Consider the following 23,532-nt stretch of genomic DNA (forward strand, 5'->3'; position numbering starts at 1 on the left):
GGACGCCAGGGCGTCCTCTTTTCCTTTCGCTGTCAATGCTCAGCGCCTGCGTCCCCAGATCACAAACCCGGTGCAGGCGATGCCAATGGCCATCAGGGCCACGGCACTCATCAACCACTCCCCCAGGGCACCGAAGATGCGGCCACTGTGCAGCCACAGCAACAGACGCTCGATGCTGACCCCACTGTGACCGTCGCGCAGGTCGTCAGGCATTACCGTCTCAACAAAGCGCTGCGGCGGTTCCGCCACCTTGGCGTCAGAGGACACCGCCTCCCCCTCCAGCCACCAGTCCTGCAGCCACCTGTGCTGGCCCAGCTGCAGCACCGGCTCACCCAGGGGCGAAATCCCGGCCAGGCGCCGCCCGTTGAGGGGGGTGCTGTCCACCAACTCCCCCTCCGGGGTAAGCAGCCACAGCTGCCCCTGGTCACTCACCAGCATCGTCTCCGGCCCAACCACCAGCCCCTGCAGATCACCGTCGAGCGCGGCCAGACTGCCCTGGCGGGTCACCAGACGGTTGTCCACCTGGAACACCTCATGGCGGGGGACACCGGTCACCCGGGGTTTGGGCAGGTCCGCCAGGCGATACCACAGATCGCCGGTCAGCAGGGGCTTGTCCAACCCCAGGCGATGGCCATGTTGCAGCAGCAGACCGGTGCAGGCCAGAAGCAGAATCCAGGCGCAGACCAGGATGCCTATTCGGCTGTGCCAGCGGGTGAGGGTACGGGTTTTCATCGAGTCACATGTTCAGCCAGGAAAAGAGCCATTTTAGCGGTTCGATTCATGGCGTAAACCGACAGTGTCGCTCCGCTGACTCCGTCGATGGTTTCCGACAGCGAGCGTCCCTCCAGTGACACCCCGTGGTATTGGCGGGTGAAGGCATCCCGGTGGATCTCCCAGCCCCGGTGCTCACGGAACACCAGCACCCGAGCCTGGACGATCACCCCGGACTCCACCACGTAGCCGAAGGTGATGGGTTGATCCTTACCGACGGACTCCAGCACCCAGGCGGTGCGGCCCTGGTGCTGCCAGTAGCGGACCCTCAGTTTGGGGTAGCGCTCTCCCATCAGTTCGGTCAACTGGCTTTTCAAGTCCCCTTTGAGCCACAGGGTGCCCTGTTGCGGCTGGCCGTCACCAAAGGCCTGAGCCAGGAATGCCTCCTGACTCAGATACTCGGTGGCGCCCTTGGCGCAGAAGCTCAGCACCAGGACCAGGGTAGCAAACAGGGGGCCAAGGCCCCCTTTGAATCTGTTCAGCATCTTAGAAGGAGTAACCTACACCCAGGTTGAAGCCTTTCTGATCCTTGCCGTTGTCGTTGTCCTGCATCTGGTAGTCAGCCTTGAACACGACACGGGGATGCAGCCAATAGTTGATACCGAAATCAGTCTGGGCCTTGGCGCTGTCGGCACTGTCACCAGCCTGGTTGTCCCAGGTGCTGTAGCGGGCAAACACACCCAGCTTCTCGGTCACCTTGTAGCTCGGCTCCAGGTACCAGCCGGTCTGCTCGTCGGCACCGATGGACTCGGGACCATTGCCGTCCAGGGTCCACATGGCGTACAGACCACGCAGGGTAAAGGCGTCGTACTGCCAGTCGAAGTGACCCTCGACCATGTAGGCGCTACCGGCTTCGGCATCGGCAGACTGGGTCAGATCACCCTGGTACTGGAAGCTGCCGCCAACGGTCAGGCCAGGAACACCGGCGTAGGAAACGGCGATGGTGGCGGCCAGGTCTTCGGCGTTGGCCTTGGCAACCTTCTGGCGCCCGGAGCGGATGGAGTACTTGGAATCCGCGCTGGTCTCCAGGCCGCTGTGGACGAAACCTTGAACGGTCACGCCGTTATCCAGGCGGCCGATGACACCGGTACCGGCTTCCCACCAGGTGGTAGGCAGGATGTACTTCTCGACGTTGTTACGCTCTACGCCGTAGAAGGTATCGGGCTCATGAGTCTCGTTCAGCAGGCCAACGGGCAGCAGGAACAGACCGGAGCGGGAGGTCCAGTTGTCGGCGAAGTCCCAATCGATGTAGGCCTGCTCCAGCTCCACTTCACCGGGCTTGCCGTCGCCGGACAGCGAGTGCTCCAGTTCAACTTCGGAGAAGAAGCGGACATTGTCACTGAACTCGTAACCGAACATCAGTACGAAGCGGTGGAAGTCGATGGACTTCTTGTCGCTGGCACCGCCTTCGCCGGTCAGGTTGTTGTAGTGCAGCTCACCGTAGCCACCCACGGTCACCTTATCCATGGCGCTCTCACCGGAACCGGTTTCTACCGCTTCCACGGCCGCCTCTACCGCGTCCTGGTTCTCTTTCACCTGACGGCTCAGTTGCTCGATGGCAGCCTGCTGCTGCTTGATCAGCTCCTGCTGGGCCTGCAACTGCTGTTGAACGGAGTCGGCGGCGAACGCGGAGTTGGCAGTCAGGGCCAGGGCCACACCGGCTACAATAGGTTTCAGCTTAAAAGTCATCATCTTCCCCAGATAATTGTCTTGTTGGTTTTAGGCCCTGTTGGACCTCGATATGAGTCAAATGATATCCATTTTCATTATCATTGCCAGTATTTTTTGTGTTTTTTGGCGTCGTTCCGTAACAAGGAACACCAGAAAACCCCACCACAGCACAATATTCTGCGAGACCAGGATCACAATCCCATTTAACCCTTAAAAAAGCACCATATATCAGACGATTTTAAAGAGTCATTTCCACTGCAGTTTAAGGATTTTCCACCGTGATCCCGCTCCCGTTTATGCACCATGCCATCACAGGATGAAAAGAGCTTTTGCTCTACGGGGTGACGATTCAGACAAGGGGCTGTCGAACGAGGCAGGGCCGCAGGCGATCGGCAACACGCCGCGCCCTGGGGCGCGGCGTCGGTTCAGCAGGCTAGGCGGGGGCGAAATCGGGCTCGAGCTCGTGAAACAGCTCGATAAACTGTCCGGTCAGCTTGTGTCCGGGGGCAAGGTGGATCAGCGGGGTCTGCTGCTGGTGGGATTCCTTCATCTTCACGGAGGAGGAGAGCCGGGTACCGAACAGGGGAACCACATCCTGCTCCTCCAGCTCCGCCACCAACTGCTGGGGCACCCTGGCCTGGGCATTGAACTGGTTAACTACCACCCCCTCGGCCATCAATTCGCCGTTGTGATCCCCCTTGAGCTCCAGCAGGTTACCCATCAACCGGTGAATCGCCTGAGCCGAGAAGCCGTCGCAGTCGAAGGGGATGATCACCCGGTCGGCGGCGATCAGCGCCGACTTGGAGTAGAAGTTGAAATTTGGCGGGGTATCGATGTAGATGCGATCAAACTGCTTCTCCAGCGCACGCAGGGCGTCCCTGAGCTTGTAGATCTTGTAGCGCATCTCCAGCTCACGCTCCAACCCGGCCAGCGCCGGGCTGGCGGGCAACAAGCTGAGGTTGTCAAACCGGGTAAGGTGCACATACTGATCGGGGGCGGGCAGGGAGCCAAACCATCCCACGGTCTGCTTGAGCAGATCGGCCACCGTCTTGCCCGCTGGCAGGCTGTCCTCCTCCACCCCCAGGTAGTGGCTGGCGTTGCCCTGCACATCCAGATCCACCAGCAGGGTTCGGTAGCCCATGGCAGCGCTGACGGCGGCCAGGTTGACACTGATGCTGGACTTGCCGACACCGCCCTTCTGATTAAACACCACTCGTTTCATAGCCTTATCCCTAAGTGCTCGTTTTTCACCCAATGGTACGGCAGCGGAGCGCCCTTGTCAGCCGTTATCGAGTCTTTGCTCCATGGTCGGACGCCCAAGGGCGATCTCCACCTCGGACAACCTCAGTGGCCCGGGGTACACTAGGAAAAATGGTGAACCCACAGAGGATCAACGCCCATGTCCGACATCCGCAGTTTCAGCCGGCGCCGCTGGGAGGTGGCCGACCTGGCCCAGGATCTGCAGGCCCATATCGCCGCCGATCCCCTGGTGCACAACCTGTTCCACGGCGCCACCACCCTGGATCAGGTGGTCAACCTGCTGACCAGGCTGGTGCTGGCGGAGGACCCGGCCCTGCTCAGGGAGCAGGAGCCGGACCAGGGAACCCTGCTGCAGATGCTGAGCATCGGTTTCAGGCTGATGGTGATCAAGAGCCTGGAGCAGGAGCCGCTGACCCAGCCGGAGCACCTGGTATGCCTGCTGGCCCGCCATTTCGCCGCCAAGACCTATGAGCCCCCACTGGCGGAGGCCTATCAGGGGATCGCCGGTCAGATCCTCGGGCTGTTTGACCAGTGGGATACCCAGATGCGCCGCCAGCGAGGCGGTCAGCGCAATATGATGAGACACCGCTGAGCCCGCACCACCAAACATGGCGTCGCAGTAGCGCCCTCACAACGGCAATTTCGACGTTACCCTCTCCTCCCGCGAACAGAGGGCTAAACCCCACCCAGTCCGCTGGCGACGGTTGAATCCGTCGCCATAAACCGCTTATTCTCACTCCATGGGCGTGTCGCCGCACAGCGGAGGAGGGGGACGCGTCGATCGCCACCAGCCCGCCCCGGGCTTCGTTGCCGATGACAACCAGCATGAAGGATCGCCATGGCACCCAAGGACCTGTTCTCCGGCCACTGCCGGGAGTACGCCTGCTACCGCCCCCACTACCCCAGGCAGTTGTTTGAGCTGCTGGCCCACCGGGCCCCGGCCACCGAACTGGCGCTGGATCTGGCCACCGGCTCGGGTCAGTCCGCGTTCGCCCTGTCCGGCCACTTCGAACGGGTGATCGGCGTCGATCTCAGTCGCCATCAGCTGCGCCACAGCCGCAAAGCCCCCAACCTGGACTACCTGATGGCACTGGGAGAATCCCTGCCACTGCGCCGTCAGAGTGTGGATCTGGTGACCATCGCCCAGGCACTGCACTGGCTCAATCTGGAATTTGTGGGGCGGGAGGTGGCCCGGGTGCTCAAACCCGGCGGCGTGCTGGCGATATGGAGCTACGGCAACTGCAGCGTCGGTGGTGATGTGGATGAGGTGGTGCACCGGTTGTATGAAGAGGTGCTAGGCAGCTACTGGACGCCGGAGCGGCGCTGGGTGGAGCAGGGGTATGCGGGTCTGACCCTGCCCCTGGCCGGGGAGACCCCGAGGCTGATGGCCCTGAGGCACAACTGGCGCCTAACGCAGTTTATTGGCTACCTGCAGACCTGGTCGGCGCTGCAGCGCTACCTGCACCAACACCACCAGGGGACCCTGGACCCGTTGTGGCAGGACCTGGCCCAGGCCTGGGGGGACCCGGCCCGACGCCGCGCCATTCACTGGCCCTTGACCCTGAGGCTGTTCCTCAACTCCTGAAGGCCCCAACACCAGAGAAGCCGCCCGGCGGCGGCTTCTGCTACTTGATGAGTTCCACCAGGGCCTGCTCCAGTCCCTGCTCCGGCGCCCCTTCGATGCGCCCAATCTCCCTGCCCTGTTTGCGAACGATGAAGGTGGGCAGTGCCAGTACCTGAACCCCTTCGAGCAGCTTGGGGTCACCGGCGCTGCCCTTCTTGTCCACCCCCAGGTACTGGGCGCTGATGTTGACGTTGTCCGCCAACTTGAGAATCTTCATCATCCTGGGCACCTGCTTCTGGCTGGTGGCTTCCCAGGTGCCCAGCACCGCCAGGATCTCCACCGGCTCGGACACCGCCTTGAGAGGGGCCATCGCCTGCTGGTCCACCTGATAGGCCAGATATTCGCGCCCCATGGGGATCATCTCGAAGATCAGCTGCTGGCTGGTCAGTACACCGGTGAGTTCGGCGGACTCCAATGGCATGGCGCCATGGGGGTTGGCTCCGGGCTTGTTCTGGGGCGCCCCATTGCCCATACTCGGCATGGCGGACACGCCGCTGCTCATTACCACCGCACCCAGAATCAGTCGTTTCATCATGATCCTCTCCTCTTCGTCGCCATCTTGCCGGATTCCCTACCCGGATTGGTTTCAACTGTAAACCATAAGACCCAATTAAATCTCATTTGGTTTCTGTCAGTTCGGGGAATTTGTTGGCGACGTGCTGCCGATCACGCCTCTCCGGGGGATCAGAGTCAAGGCTGTCCACTCTTTTGCAGGCACTATGATACCCTTGGGCAAATTTTCCGTTGGACCCCTCTATGGCCAAAAAGCACTCCCACATCCCCGAAAGACAGTTCTGGATTCAGCGTCTGGGCAAGTCCAGTCTGCGCGCCCTGCACGTACTGGGGATCATCGGTGCCAGTGGCGGCTTCTTCTACGAGGTGGAGAAGGCGCTGTGGCTGCCCTGGTGGATCCTGGCCATGAGCACCGGCCTGATCTTGATGGCCTGGGAGGTGATCCGCTCCCCGCTGTGGCTGGTGCAGATGAAGGGGGTGCTGACCCTGACCAAGGTGGTACTGGTCGCCCTGTGCTATCCCCTGTCCCAGTTCAAGGTGCCGCTGTTCTGCCTGGTGGCGCTGATCTCGGTGGTGACCTCCCACGGTCCAGCCGGGCTGCGCCACTACTCTGTGGTACATCGCCGACGCATCGATGGCCCGAAGGAGATCAAAGGCTAGGGCCTGTGACTCGTCGCTGACGGAGTTTCACCCCAGGCGTGGCGCCGGCTCGCTTGTCCAAGGGTCTTCATGCTCTATCCAGCTAAGCTGGAAACCTTTTTAGCCTGAAGCCTGGCGTATTTCGGTATACTGGGGATTCCAAGACAAGGAGTCCCCGATGCCCTGCACCCAGACCCCAGCCTCGCTGCTCACCGGCAACCTCAAGCTGTTCGATACCCTGCCCCCCGGGCCCATACTGGATCTGGCCTGCGGCCGGGGTCGCAACGCCCTGTGGCTGGCCCGCAAGGGCCTGCCCCTGTGGTGCTGCGACCGCAACGCCGACGCCCTGGCCGAGCTGCAGCAGGCCGCCGCCGATGAACGCCTCAACCTGGTGACCTGGCACCGGGACCTGGAGATCCCGGGCGACGCCCCGCTGGCGGGCAGACGGTTTGCCGCCATCCTGGTGTTCAACTACCTGCACCGGCCGCTGATGAGCGCCATCGAGCAGGCGCTGATGCCCGGCGGTCTGCTGATCTATGAGACCTTCCTGGAGCAGCAAGCCGACATCGGCAAGCCCAGCAACCGGGATTTCCTGCTCAAGCCGGGCGAACTGCAACAACACTTTGCATCTCTGCAGACTCTGCATTACGTTGAAGAGGAGCACAGCCAGCCGCACCGGTTCACGGCGCAGCTGATTGCCAGGAAAGGCTGAAGGATAAGGAGAGAACGTGCTGCAGTGGTACCCAGACAGTTACAGAATCGGATTGGCGCCGGTATTAACCTTAGCCATGGTGGTGTTCGCCATTCTGGTGAGGGTGGTGATCCCGGAGGGTAATCATGCCTTCCAGTGGCCGCTGAACATCGCCATGGGGCTGATCGCCCTGATCCACCTCTACCTGCTGGTAGACGACAAGGTGATGAAACGATCCGACGCCCTCATCTATGGGTTGGTGCACCTGTGCATGGCCTTTACCGTGTGGGTCTTCGCCCTGATGGTGGTCACCGGCAACGACCTGTTCTAGCCGCTCAGGCGGCCGAGCTCTATCCGAATCACCCGCCCCCCCTGAAGCTGGCCGGCCAGCGCCAACTGCTGGTCGGCGTCGGCCACCAGCATCACCTTGCCTCGAACCTCAGGCAACGCGCCTGCGATGGCCAGCCGCGAGGCATCCCGGCGGCACAGCTCATCCAGGGCGGGCGGCAGGACGCCCTGGTGCCACAGTGCATCACACTCCTGCATCAGCTGCAGCGCGCCCAGAGGCAACCGTGACACCTCCACGTCCGGGGACACCATCAGCACCCAGGACTCCGCCACCCCACCCCGACAGGCCTGCTCGAAGCGGGACTCGCTGCGGACCGGATCCCACTGCAGGCCATTGCTGGCCAGGAAACGTTCCCACACCCGGCGGCGCTCTTGCAAAGGAACCTTGTAGCGGGCCCGGCCCATAAAACGCGCCAAGTGACCCAGTGAAGCCGGCAGCAGCGACTCAATGCGCCGCCTGAGCTCCTTCACCAGTACCGGCGCTGCCCCCTCACTGCCGATGGCCACCACCATGGGAGTGCGGTCGACGATGGCCGGGGTGATCACCGAGCAGGAGTCCGGATCGTCCACCACATTGACCCAGGCGCCCGCCGCTCGGGCCAGATCGGCCACACGGCGATTGAGGGCCTCATCATCGGTGGCGGCGATCACCCCGTCCATCCCCTCGATCAGATCGTCATGGAACTCCCCGGGCAACCAGGTAAACTCCGCCCGACGGCCACTGAGCTCCTCGTTGAGGCTGGGAGAGACCAGGGTGATGCTCATCTCGCTGCGACGCCACAGAGCCAGTTTGCGGGCGGCCACCTCGCCGCCACCGACGATCAGCAGCCGGCGGTTGCGAGTATCAAAAAACAGGGGAAAGTAGCGCATCAGGCTTCCATGGGCAGGCTGCGGGCCAGCCACTCACGGCGACCGCCGATGAGGGAGTGCACCCGCAAGTAACCCATCTGGACCAGGTTGTAAGCCGCCAGCACCGAACGATAACCGCCGCCACAGTAGATCACCAGGGTCGTCTCCTTGTCCGGGTAGAGGCTCTCCACGTCGCGCTCCATCACCCCGCGGCCCAGATAGACGGCGCCGGGCAGGCGATCTCGCGTCCACTCATCCTGTTCCCGGCAATCGACCAGGTGGAGGGGGGTACCGGCGCTCTGCCAGTCGAGGAGGGTATCGATGGCGATCTCGCTCACCATGGGGCGAATCGAATCGACCAGTTGTTCAAATCCAGGATTGTGCTGCATAAAAAGAGACCTATCTCTGGGGGACCCCCCCACACCGCCAACAGGTCTCGAAGTGGCCATCGTTCTGCTCCCCACAGCTGGGGCACTGCCAGGGGGCCTGACTCTGATGATACTGCTCCAAGACGGCGTTGGCCTTGTCCAATTGACGTCGTTGCACCAACAAGCCGACCTCCTGACTGTCGACGGGAAGCTCACCGGTTCCCCCGGCCAGGGCTTCCCCCAGCAGGCGTACCATCACCCCCTGCTGCTCCAGCGCCCCCTTCAGGGCGTGGGCCTCCAGGGCATTGCTGGCCCGGTATAACTCAACAAAGCTGTCCATAACCACACTCTAATCCTCGTGTCACTCCGTTCAGTGTCGGCCCCCACCCGGGATCCTGTCAAAGTGCCCAGGAGGGGTATTTCGACCAGACACCTCACCCATCCATTTTGAGTTGTGCCCGGACATCATCTACAAATTGCCAAAAAAAAGCCACCCCGCGGGGTGGCTTAACCGTGAACCTTGTGGTTGACCCGGAATCAGGGAAGCAGGCTTTCCTGATCGGCCCCCTCCTTCTCGATCACCACGGGCATCATGTGCTCGCGGGTCAGGCCCAGCTTGATGGAGGCGTAGCTGGCCACATAGATGGAGGAGAAGGTACCGAAGCCGATACCCAGCAGCAGCGCGGTGGCGAAGCCGTGGATCATCGAGCCCCCCTGGACAAACAGGGCGATCACCACGAACAGGGTGGTGCCTGTGGTGATGATGGTCCGGCTCATGGTCTGGGTCACCGAGGTGTTGACCACGTGCTCAGGGGTGCCTTTGCGCATCTTGCGGAAGTTCTCCCGCACCCGGTCAAACACCACGATGGTATCGTTGAGGGAGTACCCCACCACCGCCAGTACCGCCGCCAGCACCGTCAGGTCGAACTCCAGGAAGAAGACGGAGAACACCCCCAGGGTGACGATCACGTCGTGCACCAGGGCCGCGACCGCACCCAGGGCCAGACGCCACTCGAAGCGGAACGCCACATAGGCCAGGATACAGATGATGGCGGTCAGTACGGCCAGGCCGCCCTGCTCCGCCAGCTCCTTGCCCACCTGAGGGCCGACGAACTCGACGCGCTTGATCACCGCGCCAGACTCCAGGCTGCGGGCCGCACTCTCGATGCGGGACACCATCTCATTGCCCTTGCCCGCCTTGGGCGGCACCCGGACAATCAGGTCGGTGGCCGCGCCGAAGTGCTGGACGATCACCCCTTCCACGCCCTGGGCTTCCACAGCCTTGCGCAGTTCAGAGGTGTCCTTGGCTTCGGAGTAGACGATCTCGACAACGGTGCCGCCGGTGAAATCCAGACCCCAGTTGATGCCTCGGGTGGCCAGAGAGGCCACGGATGCAGCCATCAGCAGCAGGGAGATCAGGCTGATCACCCGGGCGTGTTTCAGGAAATCAACGGTCTTGTTCAGTTTTAACAGTTCAAACATGACAGCCCCTTAAATCGACAGCTTCTTGAGACGCTTGCCGCCCCAGAGACCGTTAACAACGGCACGGGTGCCGACGATGGCGGTAAACATGGAGGTGGCGATACCGATCATCAGGGTCACTGCGAAGCCCTTCACCGGCCCCGTACCCACGGCGAACAGGATCAGCGCGGTCAGCAGGGTGGTGATGTTGGCATCGGCAATGGTGGAGAAGGCGTTGGCATACCCCTCGTGGATCGCCTGCTGAACGCTGCGACCCGCCTTGAGCTCCTCACGGATACGCTCGAAAATCAGCACGTTGCCATCCACCGCCATCCCCACCGTCAGGACGATACCGGCGATGCCGGGCATGGTCAAAGTGGCACCAGGGATCATCGACATGATGCCCACCATCAGCACGATGTTGGCCACCAGGGCGCCCACAGCGATAAAACCAAACTTACGGTAGTAGACCGCCATGAACAGGATGGTGGCCACCAGGCCGGAGAGCATCGCGGCCATACCGTTGTCGATGTTCTCCTGGCCCATGGAGGGACCGATGGTGCTTTCCTGGACGATAGTGATGGGCGCAATCAGGGCACCGGCACGCAGCAGCAGGGCCAGCTTCTGGGCCTCCTGAGGAGTGTCCAGGCCGGTGATGCGGAAGCTGCGACCCAGGCGAGCCTGGATGGTGGCGGTGTTGATCACCTCTTCGTGCTTATCGAACTTGGGAGAACCGTCGGGGTTACGCTCGCCGGTGGACTTGTACTCGATGAACACGGTGGCCATCGCCTTGCCGATCTTGTCCCGGGTCCAGTCCGCCATCTTGTTACCGCCGGTGGCATCCAGGTTGATGCTGACCTGAGGCTGGCTGGTTTCACTGAAACCGGACTGAGCACCGGTGATGTGATCACCGGTGAGGATCACCCGCTTGTCCAGCAGCACCGGACGGCCGTCGGAGTCTTCAAAAAGCTGAGAACCCGGAGGTACACGGCCACGAACCGCGGCGCCCAGGTCGGCCCCTTCGGTCACCATGCGGAACTCCAGGGTGGCGGTGGCCCCGAGGATCTCCTTGGCACGGGCGGTATCCTGAACACCAGGCAGCTCAACCACGATGCGGTTGGCGCCCTGCTGCTGAACCACGGGCTCCGCCACACCCAGTTCATTAACCCGGTTGCGCAGGATGGTGATGTTCTGCTGCAGGGCATACTTCTGCACCTCGGCCAGGTAAGCCTCGCTCATGGTGACGTGCAGACTCAGTTCCTGTTCGTCGAACAGCAGGTTGGGATTGCGCTGCTTGAGGAAATCCTCCGCCTTGACCAGGGTCTCCTCGTCGCGGAAGCGGATCTCTATGCCCTTGGCGCCGGCACGGATGCCGGCATAACGCAGCTTCTCGCCACGCAGATCGGCCCGGAAGTCGGTGACCAGCTGGGTCTCCTGCTTGCGCACCGCCTCGCTCATGTCCACCTCCATCAGGAAGTGCACACCACCACGAAGGTCCAGACCCAGTTTCATCGGGCTGCCGCCGATGGCTGCCAGCCAGTCCGGGGTGGCCGCCGCCAGGTTCAGGGCGACAAAGAAGTCGTCCCCCAGCTCCTCGGCCACCAGATCCTTGGCCTTGAGCTGATCCTCACCGTTATTGAAGCGGATCAGGATCTGGCCGTTCTCCAGTTCGGCCCGCTTGATGGTCATCCCCTGGGCCTCGATTGCGGACTGCAGCCGGGTCAGGGTAGACGGCGTCACCTCGGCGTTGCGGCCGGCGGAGATCTGCAGGGCAGGATCTTCGCCGAACACGTTCGGCAAGGCGTAGAGAGCACCGATGGCGATGATGAACACCACCATCAGGCTCTTCCATAAAGGATATTTATTCAGCACCGCTGTGCCCTCTCAACTTACAGAGACTGTAGGGAACCCTTGGGCAGAACCGCAGTGATGAAGCTCTTCTGGATGGTGACGTTGGTCTGATCGTTCAGGGACAGAACCACGAAGTCATCGTCCGCCTTGATCTTGGCGATCTTACCCACCAGGCCACCGTTGGTCAGCACCTCGTCCCCCTTGCTCAGGGAGGACATCAGGTTCTTGTGCTCTTTGGTGCGCTTGGCCTGGGGACGGTAGATCATGAAGTAGAAGATCAGACCGAATACCACCAGCATGATCAGGGTTTGCAGTCCGCCACCCTGGGGAGCGGCGCCAGCTTCAGCGTATGCCATTGGAATAAACATAGTGGTTCTCTTTTAGTTCTCTGTTAATCAATCGTTTAAAGGCGGCACGGGGCGGCCCTGCTTGGAATAGAACTCTTGCACAAAGTGCTCTAATTTACCCTGCTCGATGGCCCCCCGCAAACCCTCCATCACCTTCTGATAGTAACGCAGGTTGTGGATGGTGTTCAGCCTGGCCCCGAGGATCTCGTTGCAGCGATCCAGGTGATGCAGATAGGAGCGGCTGTAGTTCTTGCAGGTGTAGCAGTCGCACTCTTGGTCCAGGGGGCGGGTATCATCCCTGTGTTTGGCGTTGCGGATCTTCACCACCCCTTCGGAGGTGAACAGGTGGCCGTTGCGGGCATTGCGGGTGGGCATCACGCAGTCGAACATGTCGATGCCGCGACGCACCCCCTCCACCAGATCTTCCGGCTTACCCACGCCCATCAGGTAGCGGGGCTTATCCTCGGGGATCTTGGGACAGATGTGCTCCAGGATGCGGTGCATATCCTCTTTGGGCTCGCCGACGGCCAGCCCACCGACGGCGTAGCCGTCGAAGCCGATGTTCATCAGGCCCTCCAGGGACTCGTCCCGCAGGTGCTCATAGACACCGCCCTGGATGATGCCAAACAGGTTGTTGGGGTTCCCCAGCTTGTCGAAGGCGTCACGGGAACGCTGAGCCCAGCGCAGACTCATGCGCATCGACTTGCCCGCTTCCTCTTCGGTGGCCGGATAGGGGGTGCACTCGTCGAAGATCATCACGATGTCGGAACCCAGGTGGTACTGGATCTCCATCGACTTCTCGGGATCCAGGAAGATCTTGTCGCCATTGATGGGATGGCGGAAATGCACGCCCTCTTCGGTGATCTTACGGATGTCCCCCAGAGAGAACACCTGGAAGCCGCCGGAATCGGTCAGAATCGGCTTCTGCCAATTCATGAAATCGTGCAGGTCCCCATGCTTCTGCATGATCTCGGTACCCGGACGCAGCCACAGGTGAAAGGTGTTGCCCAGGCAGATCTCTGCGCCTGTGGCTTCCACCTCTTCCGGCGTCATCCCCTTGACGGTACCGTAGGTGCCCACGGGCATAAAAGCCGGGGTTTCCACTGTGCCCCGCTCAAAGGTGAGGCGACCACGGCGGGCGCGGCCATCGGTAGTGATCAGATCGAACTTCATTACATCCTCTTTGTGCCAGATAAACAGTCTGACGAAACAATTGCACTAGGCATGGATTACAAAATGTGGATAAAGGTTCCGGATTTCAAGGTCGAGGGTGAGATGAGGATCAAAAAACCCCGAAAACCCACGCGCCTGTGGCTCCGAACGCCGAAAAACAGAGCGCCGCCCGGGGGCGGCGCTGGAGGATCGGAGCGGGCGATCTACTCCACCTCGCCGTGAAGCTTCTCGTCCCGGTTGATGAACATGGCATCACCATAACTGAAGAACCTGTACCGGTTCTCAACGGCGTGCCGGTAGGCGTTCATCACGTTGTCTTGGCCGGCGAAGGCGCTGACCAGCATGATCAGGGTGGACTCCGGCAGGTGGAAGTTGGTCACCATGGCGTCCACCAGTTGGAAACGGTAGCCGGGGTAGATAAAGATGCTGGTGTCGGCGGCGAACGCCTCCAGCACCCCGGTCTTGGCCAGGGTCGCCTGGGCGGCGGACTCCAGGGAACGCACAGAGGTGGTGCCCACCGCCACCACCCGGCCGCCGTTGGCCTTGGTACGGATCACCGCGTCCACCACCTCCTGGGGCACCTCCGCCCACTCGGAGTGCATATGGTGATCTTCAACCTTGTCGACCCGCACCGGCTGGAAGGTGCCGGCGCCCACGTGCAGGGTGACATAGGCAAACTCCACCCCCTTGGCCCTGAGCCTCTCCAAGATGGCATCGTCGAAGTGCAGGCCAGCGGTGGGGGCCGCCACAGCGCCGGGGCGCCGGTTGTAGACGGTCTGATAGCGCTCCTTGTCGGCCTCCTCGTCGGGACGGTCGATGTAGGGGGGCAGCGGCATGTGGCCGATGGCCTCCAGGATGGAGAGCACCGGGGTATCGCCGTGGAACTCGATCTCGAACAGCGCGTCGTGCCGGGCCACCATGGTAGCGGAGACCCCCTGCTCGAACACCAGTTCGGTGCCGGGCTTGGGCGACTTGGAGGAGCGCACGTGGGCCAGCACCCGACGGGTGTCCAGCACCCGCTCCACCAGCACCTCGATCTTGCCGCCGGACGCCTTGTTGCCGTAGACCCGCGCCGGAATGACCCGGGTATTGTTGAACACCAGCAGATCACCGTCGTGGAGCAGATCCACCAGTTCGGGGAATTGGCCATCCACCAGATGGCCGCTGTTGCCGTCCAGGTGCAACAGACGGGAGGCACTGCGCTCCTGAGTGGGGTAGCGGGCGATCAGTTCATCGGGAAGGTCAAATTGGAAGTCGGCAACCTGCATGTTCATCTACTCTGTGGACGTCGTCCCTTAGGGGCGGGGGCGCTAGTCTAAGAAGTGAGCGGGCCAGAATCAAGTGCCAGGGCCTTGTGACCGCGGCAGCGGCGCGCTAAGGTGACAGGATCCCCCCTAGGCGGAGACCGGATGAACTTCCTCGCCCACCTGCATCTGGCCCATATTACCGACACCAGCCTGGCGGGCGCCCTGGCCGGCGACCTGGTCAAGGGGCCCATAGGCCACCTGCCCGAGCCCCTGCAGCAGGGGGTCTGGCTGCACCGGCAGCTGGACAGCTTTATCGATGGCCGCGAGGAGATGGCCGCGCTCAAGACCCTGTTCCCCCCCCGCTACCGGCGTACCGCCGGCATCCTGTTGGATATGGCGTTTGACCATCAGCTGGCCAGCCACTGGCACGGCTACCACGATGACTCTCTGGGTCACTTCTGCCGGCACAGCTACCGGACCCTGCTGGCCGATCCGCAACTGCCCCACTCCGGCCGCGTCCTGGTCAGCCGGATGGCCCGGGGGGACTGGCTGGGCAGCTACCGCTCCCGGGAGGGGGTCGCCCTGGCGGTGCAGGGGATCAGCCGCCGCCTGAGTCGGCCCCAGCTGCTGGAGGGGGGAGAGCGGGTATTGTGGCAGCATCACCATAGGATCAGCGCCGTCTTCGCCGAACTCTATCCCCGGATGATGGCCTATGCCCGTCAGCGCGCCCGGGCGTGGCCCGGCGCCCAGGGCTCGACGCTACTATAACCACTCATTCATCACCACATGGGTGGTGATCTTCACCACCGAGGGCAGTTCGTTCAGCTCGGCGCGGATCTCGTGCAACCGCTGCATGGAATCCATCTTGACGAACACCAGCAGATCGATGTGGCCGCTGATGCCGTGGCAGTGCATCACCTCGGGGATCTGGCGGATGGCATCGATGATGTCCAGACAGCTCTTGTCCTCGTGGATGATCTCGAAATAGGCGCTGATGCCGGAGAGCATCGACTGTTGAACCTGGGCCCGGTAGCCGCGGATCACCCCCTTCTGCTCCAGTTTCTTGATCCGCTCGGACACCGATGAACGGGCCAGGTTAACCTTGTCGGCGATGGCCGCCACCGGCTGGCGGGCATCCAGGCGCAGCTCCGCCAGGATCGCCTTGTCAAACGGGTCCAGGGTCAGGGACATGGTTTTCTCCTAGAGGGCGCGGCCGACGATTCGTCGGCAAACTCCGTTATTCTGAGGCCCAATTCCGACACCGGCAAGGAGATTTTGCGGATACACTACCCCCACTGTCCGATCAACACCGACACCACTCATGACCGAATTGAATGGCACCATCGGCCGCTGGCAGGGGGTGGGACTGATCACCACCTCCCTGCTGGGCACCAGTGTATTCATCCTGCCGGAGCTCACCGTCAAAATGGCGGGAGAGGGGGCCATGTGGGCCTGGATGCTGCTGGTGGCCGCCATCCTGCCCCTGGCGCTGATCTTCGCCGAGCTGGGCAAACGCTTTCCCAACGCCGGTGGCCCCTCCCACTTCGTCCAGCTGGCCTTTGGCCGCCGCCTGGGCACCAGTGTGGGGATGCTGTTCCTGATGGCCGCCCCCATCGGCACCCCGGCGGCGATAATGATGACTTTCGAGTTTATCCGCCCGCTGGTGCAGCTGGAGGGCAGTGCCCTGCTGCTGGCCCAACTGGGGATGCTGGCCGGACTGTGGCTGATCAATGTTCGTGGCATGCAACTCTCCAGCTCCCTGCAGCTGGGCCTGACCCTGGCCATTCTGGCGGTGGTGCTGGGGGTCAGTGGCGGCCTCTCCCTGCCCAGCGGCGAGCTGCCCCGGTTTACCCCGGGGGTCTGGAGCGCCTTCGCCCTGGCGCTGTGGGCCTACCTGGGGGTAGAAGTGGTCAGCCATCTCTCCGCCGAGTTCAAGCGCCCCGAGCGGGACTTTGTTCCCGCCATGGTGATCGCCACCCTGATGGTGGCCGCCATCTATCTGCTCTGCACCGCCCTGATTCAATCGCTTCCCGCGGGGGAGGGGCTGGCCATGGTGCGCCTGGTCAACCATGTTTTGGGCGGCGGCGGTGAGCTGCTGGTGGGGATCCTGGGCAGTGCCGCCGGCATCGCCACCGTCAACACTTACCTGGCGGGGATGTCCCGGCTGGGCTGGAGCCTGGCCCAGGAGAAGCAGCTGCCGCCGCTGTTCGCCAGACTCAACCATCACCGGGTGCCCGCCCTGGGTCTTGGCGCCCTGCTGTCGGTAGTGGCCTGCTCCCTGGTGCTGGCCCACGGCTTTGACTGGGGCTTTGAGACTCTGCTGGAGTCGGTCAATGGCGTGTTCGTGGTGATCTACCTGCTCTCCATGCTGGCCGCCTGGCGTCTGCTGCCCGGCCGCTTTCGCCTCAAGGCCGTCAGCGGCGGCATCGCCTGCCTGCTGTTCGCCTGGTCCCTGGGCGGAGCCATGGTGTATGGGGCGCTGATCTTCCTGAGCGTCTGGTGGTGGCAGGGGGTGCGAGCCAAACGGCTGAAGCCCTGCCTGGAGCGCTAGTACTCCATGAGAAAACAGAAAAAGGTGCCCAAGGGCACCTTTTCTCTTCTCCAGGGTTGGGGTCACCTTAATGACCCAGGAAGTTGAGGTTGTTCAGCAGCAGGGTGCGCAACTCCGGATCGGTGCCGCTCTGCCACATCCCCGCCCCATGGAGCAGGAAGGGCAGCACCAGCATCACCACCATCAGCCACAGCGCCAGGGCCTGGGGCGACAGCGGCAGCCGGTGTCCGGGCAGGCAGCTGGTCACCGCCCCCTTCACCGGACAGGCACTGACGCAGCGCTGGCAGCTGTTGCACTCATCGCTGTGCACCGTGCCCCGTCTGTCCACCGGAATTCCCGCCGGGCAGGCTCGGGTGCACTTGTCACAGGCCATCCCCCTGGCCTCCTTCAGGCAACGCTGCGGATTGCGGCGAACCTTGAAGGGGCTCAGCAGGCCTCCGATGGCCAGCCAGGCACCGTAGGGACAGAGGTAGCGGCACAGTGCGCCTCGGCGCAGGGCCATGATGACCACCACCAGCACCACACACAGGGCGGTCACCAGGGTCGGGCTGGCGAACAGGGTCCACATCTTCAGATCGGCCGCCTGGTGGTACTGCCCTTGCAGAAAGCCCACCGATCCTTTGCCCCCCAGGCTCAGTACCAGGGCGACGATGCTTCCCAGCAGCAGGTACTTGATGGAGCGCAGCGGCCAGTCCAGCCAAGGGGGCGGAGTGAGCCTGGCGGGCCAGAGGGACCGCCTCAGTTGATAGAGCCGCTCCCCCAGCCACCCCAGGGGGCATACCCAGCCACAGAAGGCGCGTTTCACCCCAAGACTCGCCAGCAGGGTCAGCAGCAATAGGATCACCCCGGCGGGGTGGTGACTGTCCCAGTAGCCTTCCACCAGCCAGGCCTGCAGCTGGATGCCGGCGGCGATGGGCAGAAAGCCGTCCACCAGATCCGGACGGGCGATCCAGGGCACCCCGTCCCACAGCTGCATCACGTGCAGCGCATACTGGCAGGCGATGGCGCCGAAGGAGAGAGCACAGGCACCCTGGGCATAACCGCGCCACTGGTCCACCCGCTTCAGTGCCGGCGGCGGCAGGGTCACCAGGGCCGAGGTCAGCACCATCAAGGCGGCCAGCAACAGGAAGGCGCCCCACACCAGAGGCGCCAGGGAGAGCACCCAGGCGGTCAGCGCCAGGGTGGCGGCGGGTAACCAGCCCATCTTGGGCCAGCGGCTCAGCAGCAGCCAGGCGCCAACGGCGGCAAACAGAGCCAGAGAGAGGAGTTCGGTAATGGTCACGATGTTTTATCCAGTTGTCCTGTGGTCACTTTTTTCTGCCTCTTTCCTGAGAAAATGACCGCGATCCCAACCCGGATAGTCTAATTTGCCCCCTGCCCTTCGCCTAAGGACAATGGTCCCCCACAGGTCCCAACCGAGACAGAGGGCCCAACCTGTCCCACCGGAGAACGTCATGCAAGCAGGCCAGCGCCAGAAAAACCGCACCGTTACCCGGCTGATCAACGCCTTTACCGGGCTTATCGGCCAACGCCATTACCAGGAGCTGGGGGTGGCGGAGATCGCCGAAGCGGCAGATGTGGGACGCAGCACCTTCTACCGCCACTTCAAGAGTAAAGCGGACCTGCTGGTGGGGCTGCATCGCAGCATCTTCCGGGATCTGTTCGCGGATCTGCAGAGCAGCGAGCAGTGGCTGGCAGAGACCCCGCCCCCGTCACTGGAGCGTTTCCTGGAGCAATATCAGAAACGCAGCGATCTGCGCCGGGCGGTGGCCTACCGGCTGGGGGCGGACACCGGCTATGTCTCGCGCCACACTCGGGAGCTGCTCACCAGCCTGGTGGAGGAGAACCTGAGCCACTGCTTCGCCGACAAGGCGCTGACCCTGCCCCTGCCTCTGCTGGCTCACTCCATCGCCGGCTCCTACGCCTGGATGCTGACCCAGTGGCTGTCGGGGAAACAGAGTTACAGCAACGACGAGATGGCGCTGCACATTCACCAGCTGAGTCGCGCCGCCATTGTGGCGGCGCTAAACAGTGAAAACAGAGGTTAAAGGCGGGACAAAAAAGGGGGGAGTGGCCGCAAGATCCACTCCCCTAAGCACAAGCAACGTAGCTAAATTGGAAGGATGCCCCTGTTGGGGCAGGGTACCCGTGGTACCCCATGGCTGACGGCTGGAAGTCACTCCGCCCCGTCAACCCACCGCCCTACTGCATGGCGGTGGATGGAGCGCCGGCCTCCAACTGCGCGAAGCCGGTCATGGTGGTGGCCGAGGGAGGCCACCACCACACCATTAACCGAACTGGTTCATGGTGTTGTCTTTACCTGCAGCCTTAAGGGCGGCGTCACCGGAGAAGTACTCCTTGTGATCGTCACCCATGTCGGAGCCGGCCATGTTCTGGTGCTTGACGCAGGCGATGCCCTGACGAATCTCCTGACGCTGGACGTTCTTCACATAACCCAACATCCCTTGCTCACCGAAATACTCCTTGGCCAGGTTGTCGGTGGACAGGGCCGCGGTGTGGTAGGTGGGCAGGGTGATCAGGTGGTGGAAGATCCCCGCTTCGCGGGCGGCATCCGCCTGGAAAGTCTGGATCTTGGCATCTGCCTCCAGCGCCAGCTCGGTGGCATCGTACTCTTCGCTCATCAGCCTGGCACGATCATAGTCAGACACATCCTTACCGGCTTCGCTCCAGGCATCGAACACCTGCTGGCGGAAGTTCAGGGTCCAGTTGAAGGAGGGACTGTTGTTGTACACCAGCTTGGCGTTGGGCACCACTTCACGGATGCGGTTCACCATGGCGGCAATCTGGCCCACGTGCGGCTTCTCGGTCTCGATCCACAGCAGGTCGGCGCCGTTCTGCAGGGAGGTGATGCAGTCCAGCACCACCCGGTCTTCACCGGTGCCCTTACGGAACTGGAACAGGTTGGAGCGCAGACGCTTGGGTTTGAGCAGCTTACCGTTGGCCTTGATCACCAGGTCACCGTTGGCGATGTCGTCGGCACTGTCGATGTAGTCACCGTCCAGGAAGCTGTTGTACTGGTCACCCAGGTCACCGGGCTGCTCGGTGATGGCGATCTGCTTGGTCAGGCCGGCCCCCAGGGAATCGGTACGGGCGACGATGACACCGTCATCCACACCCAGCTCGAGGAAGGCGTAGCGCACGGCACGGATCTTGGCCAGGAAATCCTCGTGGGGCACGGTCACCTTGCCGTCCTGGTGGCCGCACTGCTTCTCGTCGGACACCTGGTTCTCGATCTGGATGCAGCAGGCACCGGCTTCGATCATCTTCTTGGCCAGCAGATAGGTGGCCTCCTCATTGCCGAAACCGGCATCGATGTCGGCGATGATCGGCACGATGTGGGTCTGGTGGTTGTCGATCTTGCTCTGGATCGCCGCCTCCTCGGCGCTGTCGCCGGCCTCTCGGGCCGCATCCAGGGCGCGGAACAGGCCGCCCAGCTCCCGGGCGTCCGCCTGGCGCAGGAAGGTGTACAGCTCCTCAATCAGGCCGGCGACGGAGGTCTTCTCATGCATGGACTGATCCGGCAACGGGCCGAATTCGGAGCGCAGGGCCGCCACCATCCAGCCGGACAGGTACAGGTAGCGACGATCGGTGCTATTGAAATGCTTCTTGATGGATATCATCTTCTGCTGACCGATGAAGCCGTGCCAGCAGCCCAGGGACTGGGTGTACTGCGCCGGATCCTGGTCATAACGCTCCATGTCGGCACGCATGATCTTGGCGGTGTAGCGGGCGATATCCAGGCCGGTCTTGAACTTGTTCTGCGCCTTCATCCGGGCGGCGTACTCCGGATTGATGGCGTTCCAGGCACTGCCCTGAGACCCAATCAAAGTGGCTGCGGCGTCGATGTCTGACTTATAGGTGGACATGGTGTTACTCCTTTAAATTGCAAATCCTTAAGAAACCGTTTCCTGGGTCAAAATCTGGTAACCGGGCAGAGTCAGGAACTCTGCCAGCTCATCGGCTGTCGTCAGCTGCTCGAACAGATCGGCAGCCCGGTCGAAGGCGCCGCCGTTGAAACGCTCTTCACCCAACTCTTCACGGACCACCTCAAGCTCCTGCTTGAGCATGCTGCGGAACAGCTCCGCGGTCACCAACTGGCCGCTGCTCAGGTGCTTGCCATGCTTGATCCACTGCCAGATGGAGGAGCGGGAGATCTCAGCGGTGGCGGCATCCTCCATCAGGCCATAGATGGGCACACAGCCGTTGCCGGTGATCCAGGCCTCGATGTACTGGACGGCGATACGGATGTTGGCCCGCATCCCCTCTTCGGTGGCCTCCCCTTCACAGGGCATCAGCAGCTCTCGGGCGGTGATGGGGGCGTCGACGTCCCGGGTAATGTGCAGCTGGTTGTCCATATCCGGACCGATGTGGTCGTTGAACACCGCCATGGCGGTGTCCGCCAGGCCCGGGTGCGCCACCCAGGTGCCGTCGTGGCCATTACGGGCCTCCAGCTCCTTGTCCTGGGTCACCTTGGCCAGCACCTGCTCCTGTTTGGCGGGATCCTTGGCGGGAATGAAGGCCGCCATGCCGCCCATGGCCAGGGCACCGCGCTTGTGGCAGGTCTTGATCAGCAGCCGTGAGTAGGCGGACAGGAAGGGCTTATCCATGGTTACCTGTTGGCGATCCGGCAATACCCGGTCGGGATAGTTGCGCAGGGTCTTGATGTAACTGAAGATATAGTCCCAACGGCCACAGTTCAGTCCAACGATGTTGTTGCGCAGCTCGTAGAGGATCTCGTCCATCTCGAACACCGCCGGCAGGGTCTCGATCAGGCAGGTCACCTTGATGGTGCCCGGCTGCAGACAGAACTTCTCCTCGGTGTAGGCAAACACCTGGGCCCACCAGCGCGCCTCAAGATGGCTCTGCAGCTTGGGAATATAGAAGTAGGGACCGGATCCCTGCTGCAACAGGGCCCGGTAGTTGTGGTAGAAGTAGAGGGCAAAATCCATCAGGGCACCCGGGATCGGCTCCCCATTGTACAGGATGTGGTTCTCCTTCAGGTGCAGTCCGCGCACCCGGGCGATCAGCACCGCCGGATTCTCCTCCAGCTGGTAGTGTTTGCCATTGGCCGGGTTGGTGTACTCGATGGTGCCCTCGACGGCGTCCTTGAGATTTTGCTGCCCCTCGACCACCTTGTCCCAGGCCGGTGACAGAGAGTCTTCAAAATCGGCCATAAACACCTTAACCCGGGCGTTCAGGGCATTGATCACCATCTTGCGGTCCACGGGCCCGGTGATCTCCACCCGGCGATCCCGCAGATCCTCGGGAATCCCCAGGATCTTCCAGTCCCCGTCGCGAATGTCCTTGGTCTCCGACAAAAAGTCCGGAAGCTGACCCGCATCCACCATCGCCTGGCGCGCCTCACGGCCCGCCAGCAGTTGCTTCACCCCAGGCGCAAACCGCCCGGCCAGATCCGCCAGAAACGCCAGCGCATCCTCACTTAGGATCGTCTCGTATTCCGGCTTCTGCGGACCGATAACCTCTAACCCTTGAGTTAACTCCGTAACCTGGCTCATATGGCGCACCTCCAGTGCAACTTTCATTTGTAACTAGAAAACCACTTTGCTCGAGAGCAAGCTTAGACCAAGCCTGGTCAACATTTGCCCCGAAGGCTGTCTAATTAACCTGCTACAGGGGTTAAAGAAGATCAACAGCCAAATCAAAGTTTTTTTGCACCAATATGTCAATTTATTGTTTTTAATGAATTTTTAATTAGAACAAATGCTTTAAACGACAGTTTTAATTGTTCGAATAAAATTAACCGGGCGCCGCCTACGCCTTTAGTCTAATTTTGTAGTTATTTTACAACAATTGAATTTCAGGAAGGGGTTTGTTGACCATTTGTTCATTTTCACTCACAAATTGAGCAATAGCGATATATTGATTACGATAAGCTTGGTAATGGGGGATGTTTCGGTAGTGAACTGTTTTTCATGGTTTTTGAACTGCCGAGCCCAGAGTTCACCAACACAGTCTCTGAAATGGGTCAAGCGCCCGGGAGTGAGCTTTGCTCATATTTTCTGAAGGGGGGTGATGGAAGATAACGTGCGTCTGCGCCCCGATTGACGGCAGAGAGATGATTTGCCTCAGGATTGCCGCGCTTTTCCGTCGCCCCTCTGCGGCAGGCGTTCCCGCTGCGCCACGGGG

Annotated in this window: 25 protein-coding genes; 8 read left to right on the plus strand and 17 right to left on the minus strand. The window is 61.9% G+C overall.

Annotated elements, in window-relative coordinates; translation table 11 throughout:
- Window positions 1-39 precede the first annotated feature (39 nt).
- The 4 genes from FCL40_RS08750 to FCL40_RS08765 form a co-directional block, all read right to left on the minus strand.
- The gene (locus FCL40_RS08750; protein WP_136852843.1) at window positions 40-732 is read right to left on the minus strand and encodes a PepSY domain-containing protein; all 693 of its coding nucleotides are present in this window, start codon (window positions 730-732) and stop codon (window positions 40-42) included.
- On the minus strand, window positions 729-1,256 hold the full coding sequence (locus FCL40_RS08755) for an FMN-binding protein (protein WP_136852845.1): 528 nt from the start codon (window positions 1,254-1,256) through the stop codon (window positions 729-731). The genes FCL40_RS08750 and FCL40_RS08755 overlap by 4 nt, the downstream gene beginning before the upstream one ends.
- A 1-nt stretch (window position 1,257) precedes the next feature.
- Complete coding sequence (locus FCL40_RS08760) at window positions 1,258-2,460, minus strand: porin (RefSeq protein ID WP_136852846.1); 1,203 nt, start codon at window positions 2,458-2,460, stop codon at window positions 1,258-1,260.
- Window positions 2,461-2,875: 415 nt separating this feature from the next.
- Window positions 2,876-3,664, minus strand: a complete 789-nt coding sequence (locus FCL40_RS08765; protein WP_136852848.1) for a ParA family protein — start codon at window positions 3,662-3,664, stop codon at window positions 2,876-2,878.
- 177 nt (window positions 3,665-3,841) lie between these two features.
- On the opposite strand from FCL40_RS08765, the gene FCL40_RS08770 reads away from it, so the two are divergent.
- Window positions 3,842-4,294, plus strand: a complete 453-nt coding sequence (locus FCL40_RS08770) for a hypothetical protein (RefSeq protein WP_136852850.1) — start codon at window positions 3,842-3,844, stop codon at window positions 4,292-4,294.
- Window positions 4,295-4,540: 246 nt separating this feature from the next.
- On the plus strand, window positions 4,541-5,287 hold the full coding sequence (locus FCL40_RS08775) for a class I SAM-dependent methyltransferase (protein WP_136852852.1): 747 nt from the start codon (window positions 4,541-4,543) through the stop codon (window positions 5,285-5,287).
- Between the two features lie 40 nt (window positions 5,288-5,327).
- Here the strand turns inward: FCL40_RS08775 and FCL40_RS08780 are convergent, their stop codons facing one another.
- Window positions 5,328-5,858, minus strand: a complete 531-nt coding sequence (locus FCL40_RS08780) for a thioredoxin family protein (protein WP_169307052.1) — start codon at window positions 5,856-5,858, stop codon at window positions 5,328-5,330.
- A 224-nt stretch (window positions 5,859-6,082) separates the two neighbouring features.
- Between FCL40_RS08780 and FCL40_RS08785 the strand changes: the two genes are divergently transcribed.
- From FCL40_RS08785 to FCL40_RS08795, 3 genes are all read left to right on the plus strand, one after another.
- Entirely contained in the window at window positions 6,083-6,499 is a 417-nt protein-coding gene (locus FCL40_RS08785; protein ID WP_136852855.1) for a hypothetical protein, read from the plus strand.
- A gap of 157 nt (window positions 6,500-6,656) precedes the next feature.
- Window positions 6,657-7,190 carry a class I SAM-dependent methyltransferase gene (locus FCL40_RS08790; protein ID WP_136852857.1) on the plus strand — a complete coding sequence of 178 codons (534 nt, stop codon included), beginning with the start codon at window positions 6,657-6,659 and terminating at the stop codon, window positions 7,188-7,190.
- Between the two features lie 16 nt (window positions 7,191-7,206).
- Entirely contained in the window at window positions 7,207-7,500 is a 294-nt protein-coding gene (locus FCL40_RS08795; protein WP_136852859.1) for a hypothetical protein, read from the plus strand.
- Here the strand turns inward: FCL40_RS08795 and FCL40_RS08800 are convergent.
- The 8 genes from FCL40_RS08800 to queA all read right to left on the minus strand — a co-directional run bounded on the left by FCL40_RS08800 (window position 7,497) and on the right by queA (window position 14,834).
- Window positions 7,497-8,387 (minus strand): precorrin-2 dehydrogenase/sirohydrochlorin ferrochelatase family protein, encoded by an 891-nt coding sequence (locus FCL40_RS08800; protein WP_136852861.1) that lies wholly within the window; start codon window positions 8,385-8,387, stop codon window positions 7,497-7,499. The genes FCL40_RS08795 and FCL40_RS08800 overlap by 4 nt on opposite strands.
- The gene (locus tag FCL40_RS08805) at window positions 8,387-8,755 is read right to left on the minus strand and encodes a rhodanese-like domain-containing protein (protein WP_136852863.1); all 369 of its coding nucleotides are present in this window, start codon (window positions 8,753-8,755) and stop codon (window positions 8,387-8,389) included. Before FCL40_RS08805 ends, FCL40_RS08800 begins: the two co-directional genes overlap by 1 nt.
- Window positions 8,756-8,765: 10 nt before the next feature.
- Entirely contained in the window at window positions 8,766-9,074 is a 309-nt protein-coding gene (locus FCL40_RS08810) for a putative signal transducing protein (RefSeq protein ID WP_136852864.1), read from the minus strand.
- Window positions 9,075-9,271: 197 nt separating this feature from the next.
- A complete protein-coding gene (gene secF, locus FCL40_RS08815; RefSeq protein ID WP_136852866.1) occupies window positions 9,272-10,216 on the minus strand; it encodes a protein translocase subunit SecF in 945 nt (314 codons plus the stop codon).
- 9 nt (window positions 10,217-10,225) lie between these two features.
- Window positions 10,226-12,067 (minus strand): protein translocase subunit SecD, encoded by a 1,842-nt coding sequence (gene secD / locus FCL40_RS08820; protein WP_136852867.1) that lies wholly within the window; start codon window positions 12,065-12,067, stop codon window positions 10,226-10,228.
- 17 nt (window positions 12,068-12,084) lie between these two features.
- The gene (gene yajC / locus FCL40_RS08825; protein ID WP_136852869.1) at window positions 12,085-12,414 is read right to left on the minus strand and encodes a preprotein translocase subunit YajC; all 330 of its coding nucleotides are present in this window, start codon (window positions 12,412-12,414) and stop codon (window positions 12,085-12,087) included.
- A 27-nt stretch (window positions 12,415-12,441) separates the two neighbouring features.
- Complete coding sequence (gene tgt / locus FCL40_RS08830) at window positions 12,442-13,566, minus strand: tRNA guanosine(34) transglycosylase Tgt (protein WP_136852871.1); 1,125 nt, start codon at window positions 13,564-13,566, stop codon at window positions 12,442-12,444.
- Window positions 13,567-13,769: 203 nt separating this feature from the next.
- Entirely contained in the window at window positions 13,770-14,834 is a 1,065-nt protein-coding gene (queA, locus tag FCL40_RS08835) for a tRNA preQ1(34) S-adenosylmethionine ribosyltransferase-isomerase QueA (RefSeq protein WP_136853012.1), read from the minus strand.
- Between the two features lie 141 nt (window positions 14,835-14,975).
- Here queA and FCL40_RS08840 point away from each other — a divergent pair, with 141 nt between their 5' ends.
- Entirely contained in the window at window positions 14,976-15,581 is a 606-nt protein-coding gene (locus tag FCL40_RS08840; protein ID WP_136852873.1) for an acyl carrier protein phosphodiesterase, read from the plus strand.
- On the opposite strand, the gene FCL40_RS08845 is transcribed toward FCL40_RS08840, so the two are convergent.
- Window positions 15,576-16,004, minus strand: coding sequence for an Lrp/AsnC family transcriptional regulator (locus FCL40_RS08845; RefSeq protein ID WP_229360299.1), 429 nt, complete (start codon window positions 16,002-16,004; stop codon window positions 15,576-15,578). The two genes, FCL40_RS08840 and FCL40_RS08845, sit on opposite strands and share 6 nt — an antisense overlap.
- 130 nt (window positions 16,005-16,134) lie before the next feature.
- On the opposite strand from FCL40_RS08845, the gene yjeH reads away from it, so the two are divergent.
- Window positions 16,135-17,364, plus strand: coding sequence for an L-methionine/branched-chain amino acid transporter (gene yjeH, locus FCL40_RS08850; protein WP_136852875.1), 1,230 nt, complete (start codon window positions 16,135-16,137; stop codon window positions 17,362-17,364).
- A gap of 67 nt (window positions 17,365-17,431) precedes the next feature.
- On the opposite strand, the gene FCL40_RS08855 is transcribed toward yjeH, so the two are convergent.
- Window positions 17,432-18,646 carry a 4Fe-4S binding protein gene (locus FCL40_RS08855; RefSeq protein ID WP_136852877.1) on the minus strand — a complete coding sequence of 405 codons (1,215 nt, stop codon included), beginning with the start codon at window positions 18,644-18,646 and terminating at the stop codon, window positions 17,432-17,434.
- 172 nt (window positions 18,647-18,818) lie between these two features.
- Here FCL40_RS08855 and FCL40_RS08860 point away from each other — a divergent pair, with 172 nt between their 5' ends.
- Window positions 18,819-19,412 (plus strand): TetR/AcrR family transcriptional regulator, encoded by a 594-nt coding sequence (locus FCL40_RS08860; protein ID WP_169307053.1) that lies wholly within the window; start codon window positions 18,819-18,821, stop codon window positions 19,410-19,412.
- Between the two features lie 240 nt (window positions 19,413-19,652).
- Here the strand turns inward: FCL40_RS08860 and FCL40_RS08865 are convergent, their stop codons facing one another.
- Both FCL40_RS08865 and aceB read right to left on the minus strand, forming a co-directional pair.
- Window positions 19,653-21,251 (minus strand): isocitrate lyase, encoded by a 1,599-nt coding sequence (locus tag FCL40_RS08865; protein ID WP_136852881.1) that lies wholly within the window; start codon window positions 21,249-21,251, stop codon window positions 19,653-19,655.
- Between the two features lie 27 nt (window positions 21,252-21,278).
- Window positions 21,279-22,901: a malate synthase A gene (aceB, locus tag FCL40_RS08870; protein WP_229360300.1), complete on the minus strand. Its 1,623-nt coding sequence runs from the start codon at window positions 22,899-22,901 to the stop codon at window positions 21,279-21,281.
- Between the last annotated feature and the right edge of the window lie 631 nt (window positions 22,902-23,532).

The organism is Ferrimonas sediminicola, from assembly GCF_005116715.1.
GTDB lineage: Bacteria > Pseudomonadota > Gammaproteobacteria > Enterobacterales > Shewanellaceae > Ferrimonas > Ferrimonas sediminicola.

Bases quoted from the DNA above. Each gene is read 5' to 3' on its own strand.
- FCL40_RS08845 (WP_229360299.1), bottom strand. From the start codon at position 16,004: ATGTCCCTGACCCTGGACCCGTTTGACAAGGCGATCCTGGCGGAGCTG.
- FCL40_RS08775 (WP_136852852.1), top strand. From the start codon at position 4,541: ATGGCACCCAAGGACCTGTTCTCCGGCCACTGCCGGGAGTACGCCTGC.
- FCL40_RS08760 (WP_136852846.1), bottom strand. From the start codon at position 2,460: ATGACTTTTAAGCTGAAACCTATTGTAGCCGGTGTGGCCCTGGCCCTG.
- queA (WP_136853012.1), bottom strand. From the start codon at position 14,834: ATGCAGGTTGCCGACTTCCAATTTGACCTTCCCGATGAACTGATCGCC.
- FCL40_RS08865 (WP_136852881.1), bottom strand. From the start codon at position 21,251: ATGTCCACCTATAAGTCAGACATCGACGCCGCAGCCACTTTGATTGGG.
- yjeH (WP_136852875.1), top strand. From the start codon at position 16,135: ATGACCGAATTGAATGGCACCATCGGCCGCTGGCAGGGGGTGGGACTG.
- FCL40_RS08810 (WP_136852864.1), bottom strand. From the start codon at position 9,074: ATGGACAGCTTTGTTGAGTTATACCGGGCCAGCAATGCCCTGGAGGCC.
- FCL40_RS08765 (WP_136852848.1), bottom strand. From the start codon at position 3,664: ATGAAACGAGTGGTGTTTAATCAGAAGGGCGGTGTCGGCAAGTCCAGC.
- FCL40_RS08750 (WP_136852843.1), bottom strand. From the start codon at position 732: ATGAAAACCCGTACCCTCACCCGCTGGCACAGCCGAATAGGCATCCTG.
- FCL40_RS08770 (WP_136852850.1), top strand. From the start codon at position 3,842: ATGTCCGACATCCGCAGTTTCAGCCGGCGCCGCTGGGAGGTGGCCGAC.
- yajC (WP_136852869.1), bottom strand. From the start codon at position 12,414: ATGTTTATTCCAATGGCATACGCTGAAGCTGGCGCCGCTCCCCAGGGT.
- FCL40_RS08755 (WP_136852845.1), bottom strand. From the start codon at position 1,256: ATGCTGAACAGATTCAAAGGGGGCCTTGGCCCCCTGTTTGCTACCCTG.
- FCL40_RS08790 (WP_136852857.1), top strand. From the start codon at position 6,657: ATGCCCTGCACCCAGACCCCAGCCTCGCTGCTCACCGGCAACCTCAAG.
- aceB (WP_229360300.1), bottom strand. From the start codon at position 22,901: ATGAGCCAGGTTACGGAGTTAACTCAAGGGTTAGAGGTTATCGGTCCG.
- FCL40_RS08785 (WP_136852855.1), top strand. From the start codon at position 6,083: ATGGCCAAAAAGCACTCCCACATCCCCGAAAGACAGTTCTGGATTCAG.
- FCL40_RS08805 (WP_136852863.1), bottom strand. From the start codon at position 8,755: ATGCAGCACAATCCTGGATTTGAACAACTGGTCGATTCGATTCGCCCC.
- FCL40_RS08780 (WP_169307052.1), bottom strand. From the start codon at position 5,858: ATGAAACGACTGATTCTGGGTGCGGTGGTAATGAGCAGCGGCGTGTCC.
- tgt (WP_136852871.1), bottom strand. From the start codon at position 13,566: ATGAAGTTCGATCTGATCACTACCGATGGCCGCGCCCGCCGTGGTCGC.
- FCL40_RS08860 (WP_169307053.1), top strand. From the start codon at position 18,819: ATGCAAGCAGGCCAGCGCCAGAAAAACCGCACCGTTACCCGGCTGATC.
- FCL40_RS08840 (WP_136852873.1), top strand. From the start codon at position 14,976: ATGAACTTCCTCGCCCACCTGCATCTGGCCCATATTACCGACACCAGC.
- FCL40_RS08800 (WP_136852861.1), bottom strand. From the start codon at position 8,387: ATGCGCTACTTTCCCCTGTTTTTTGATACTCGCAACCGCCGGCTGCTG.
- secF (WP_136852866.1), bottom strand. From the start codon at position 10,216: ATGTTTGAACTGTTAAAACTGAACAAGACCGTTGATTTCCTGAAACAC.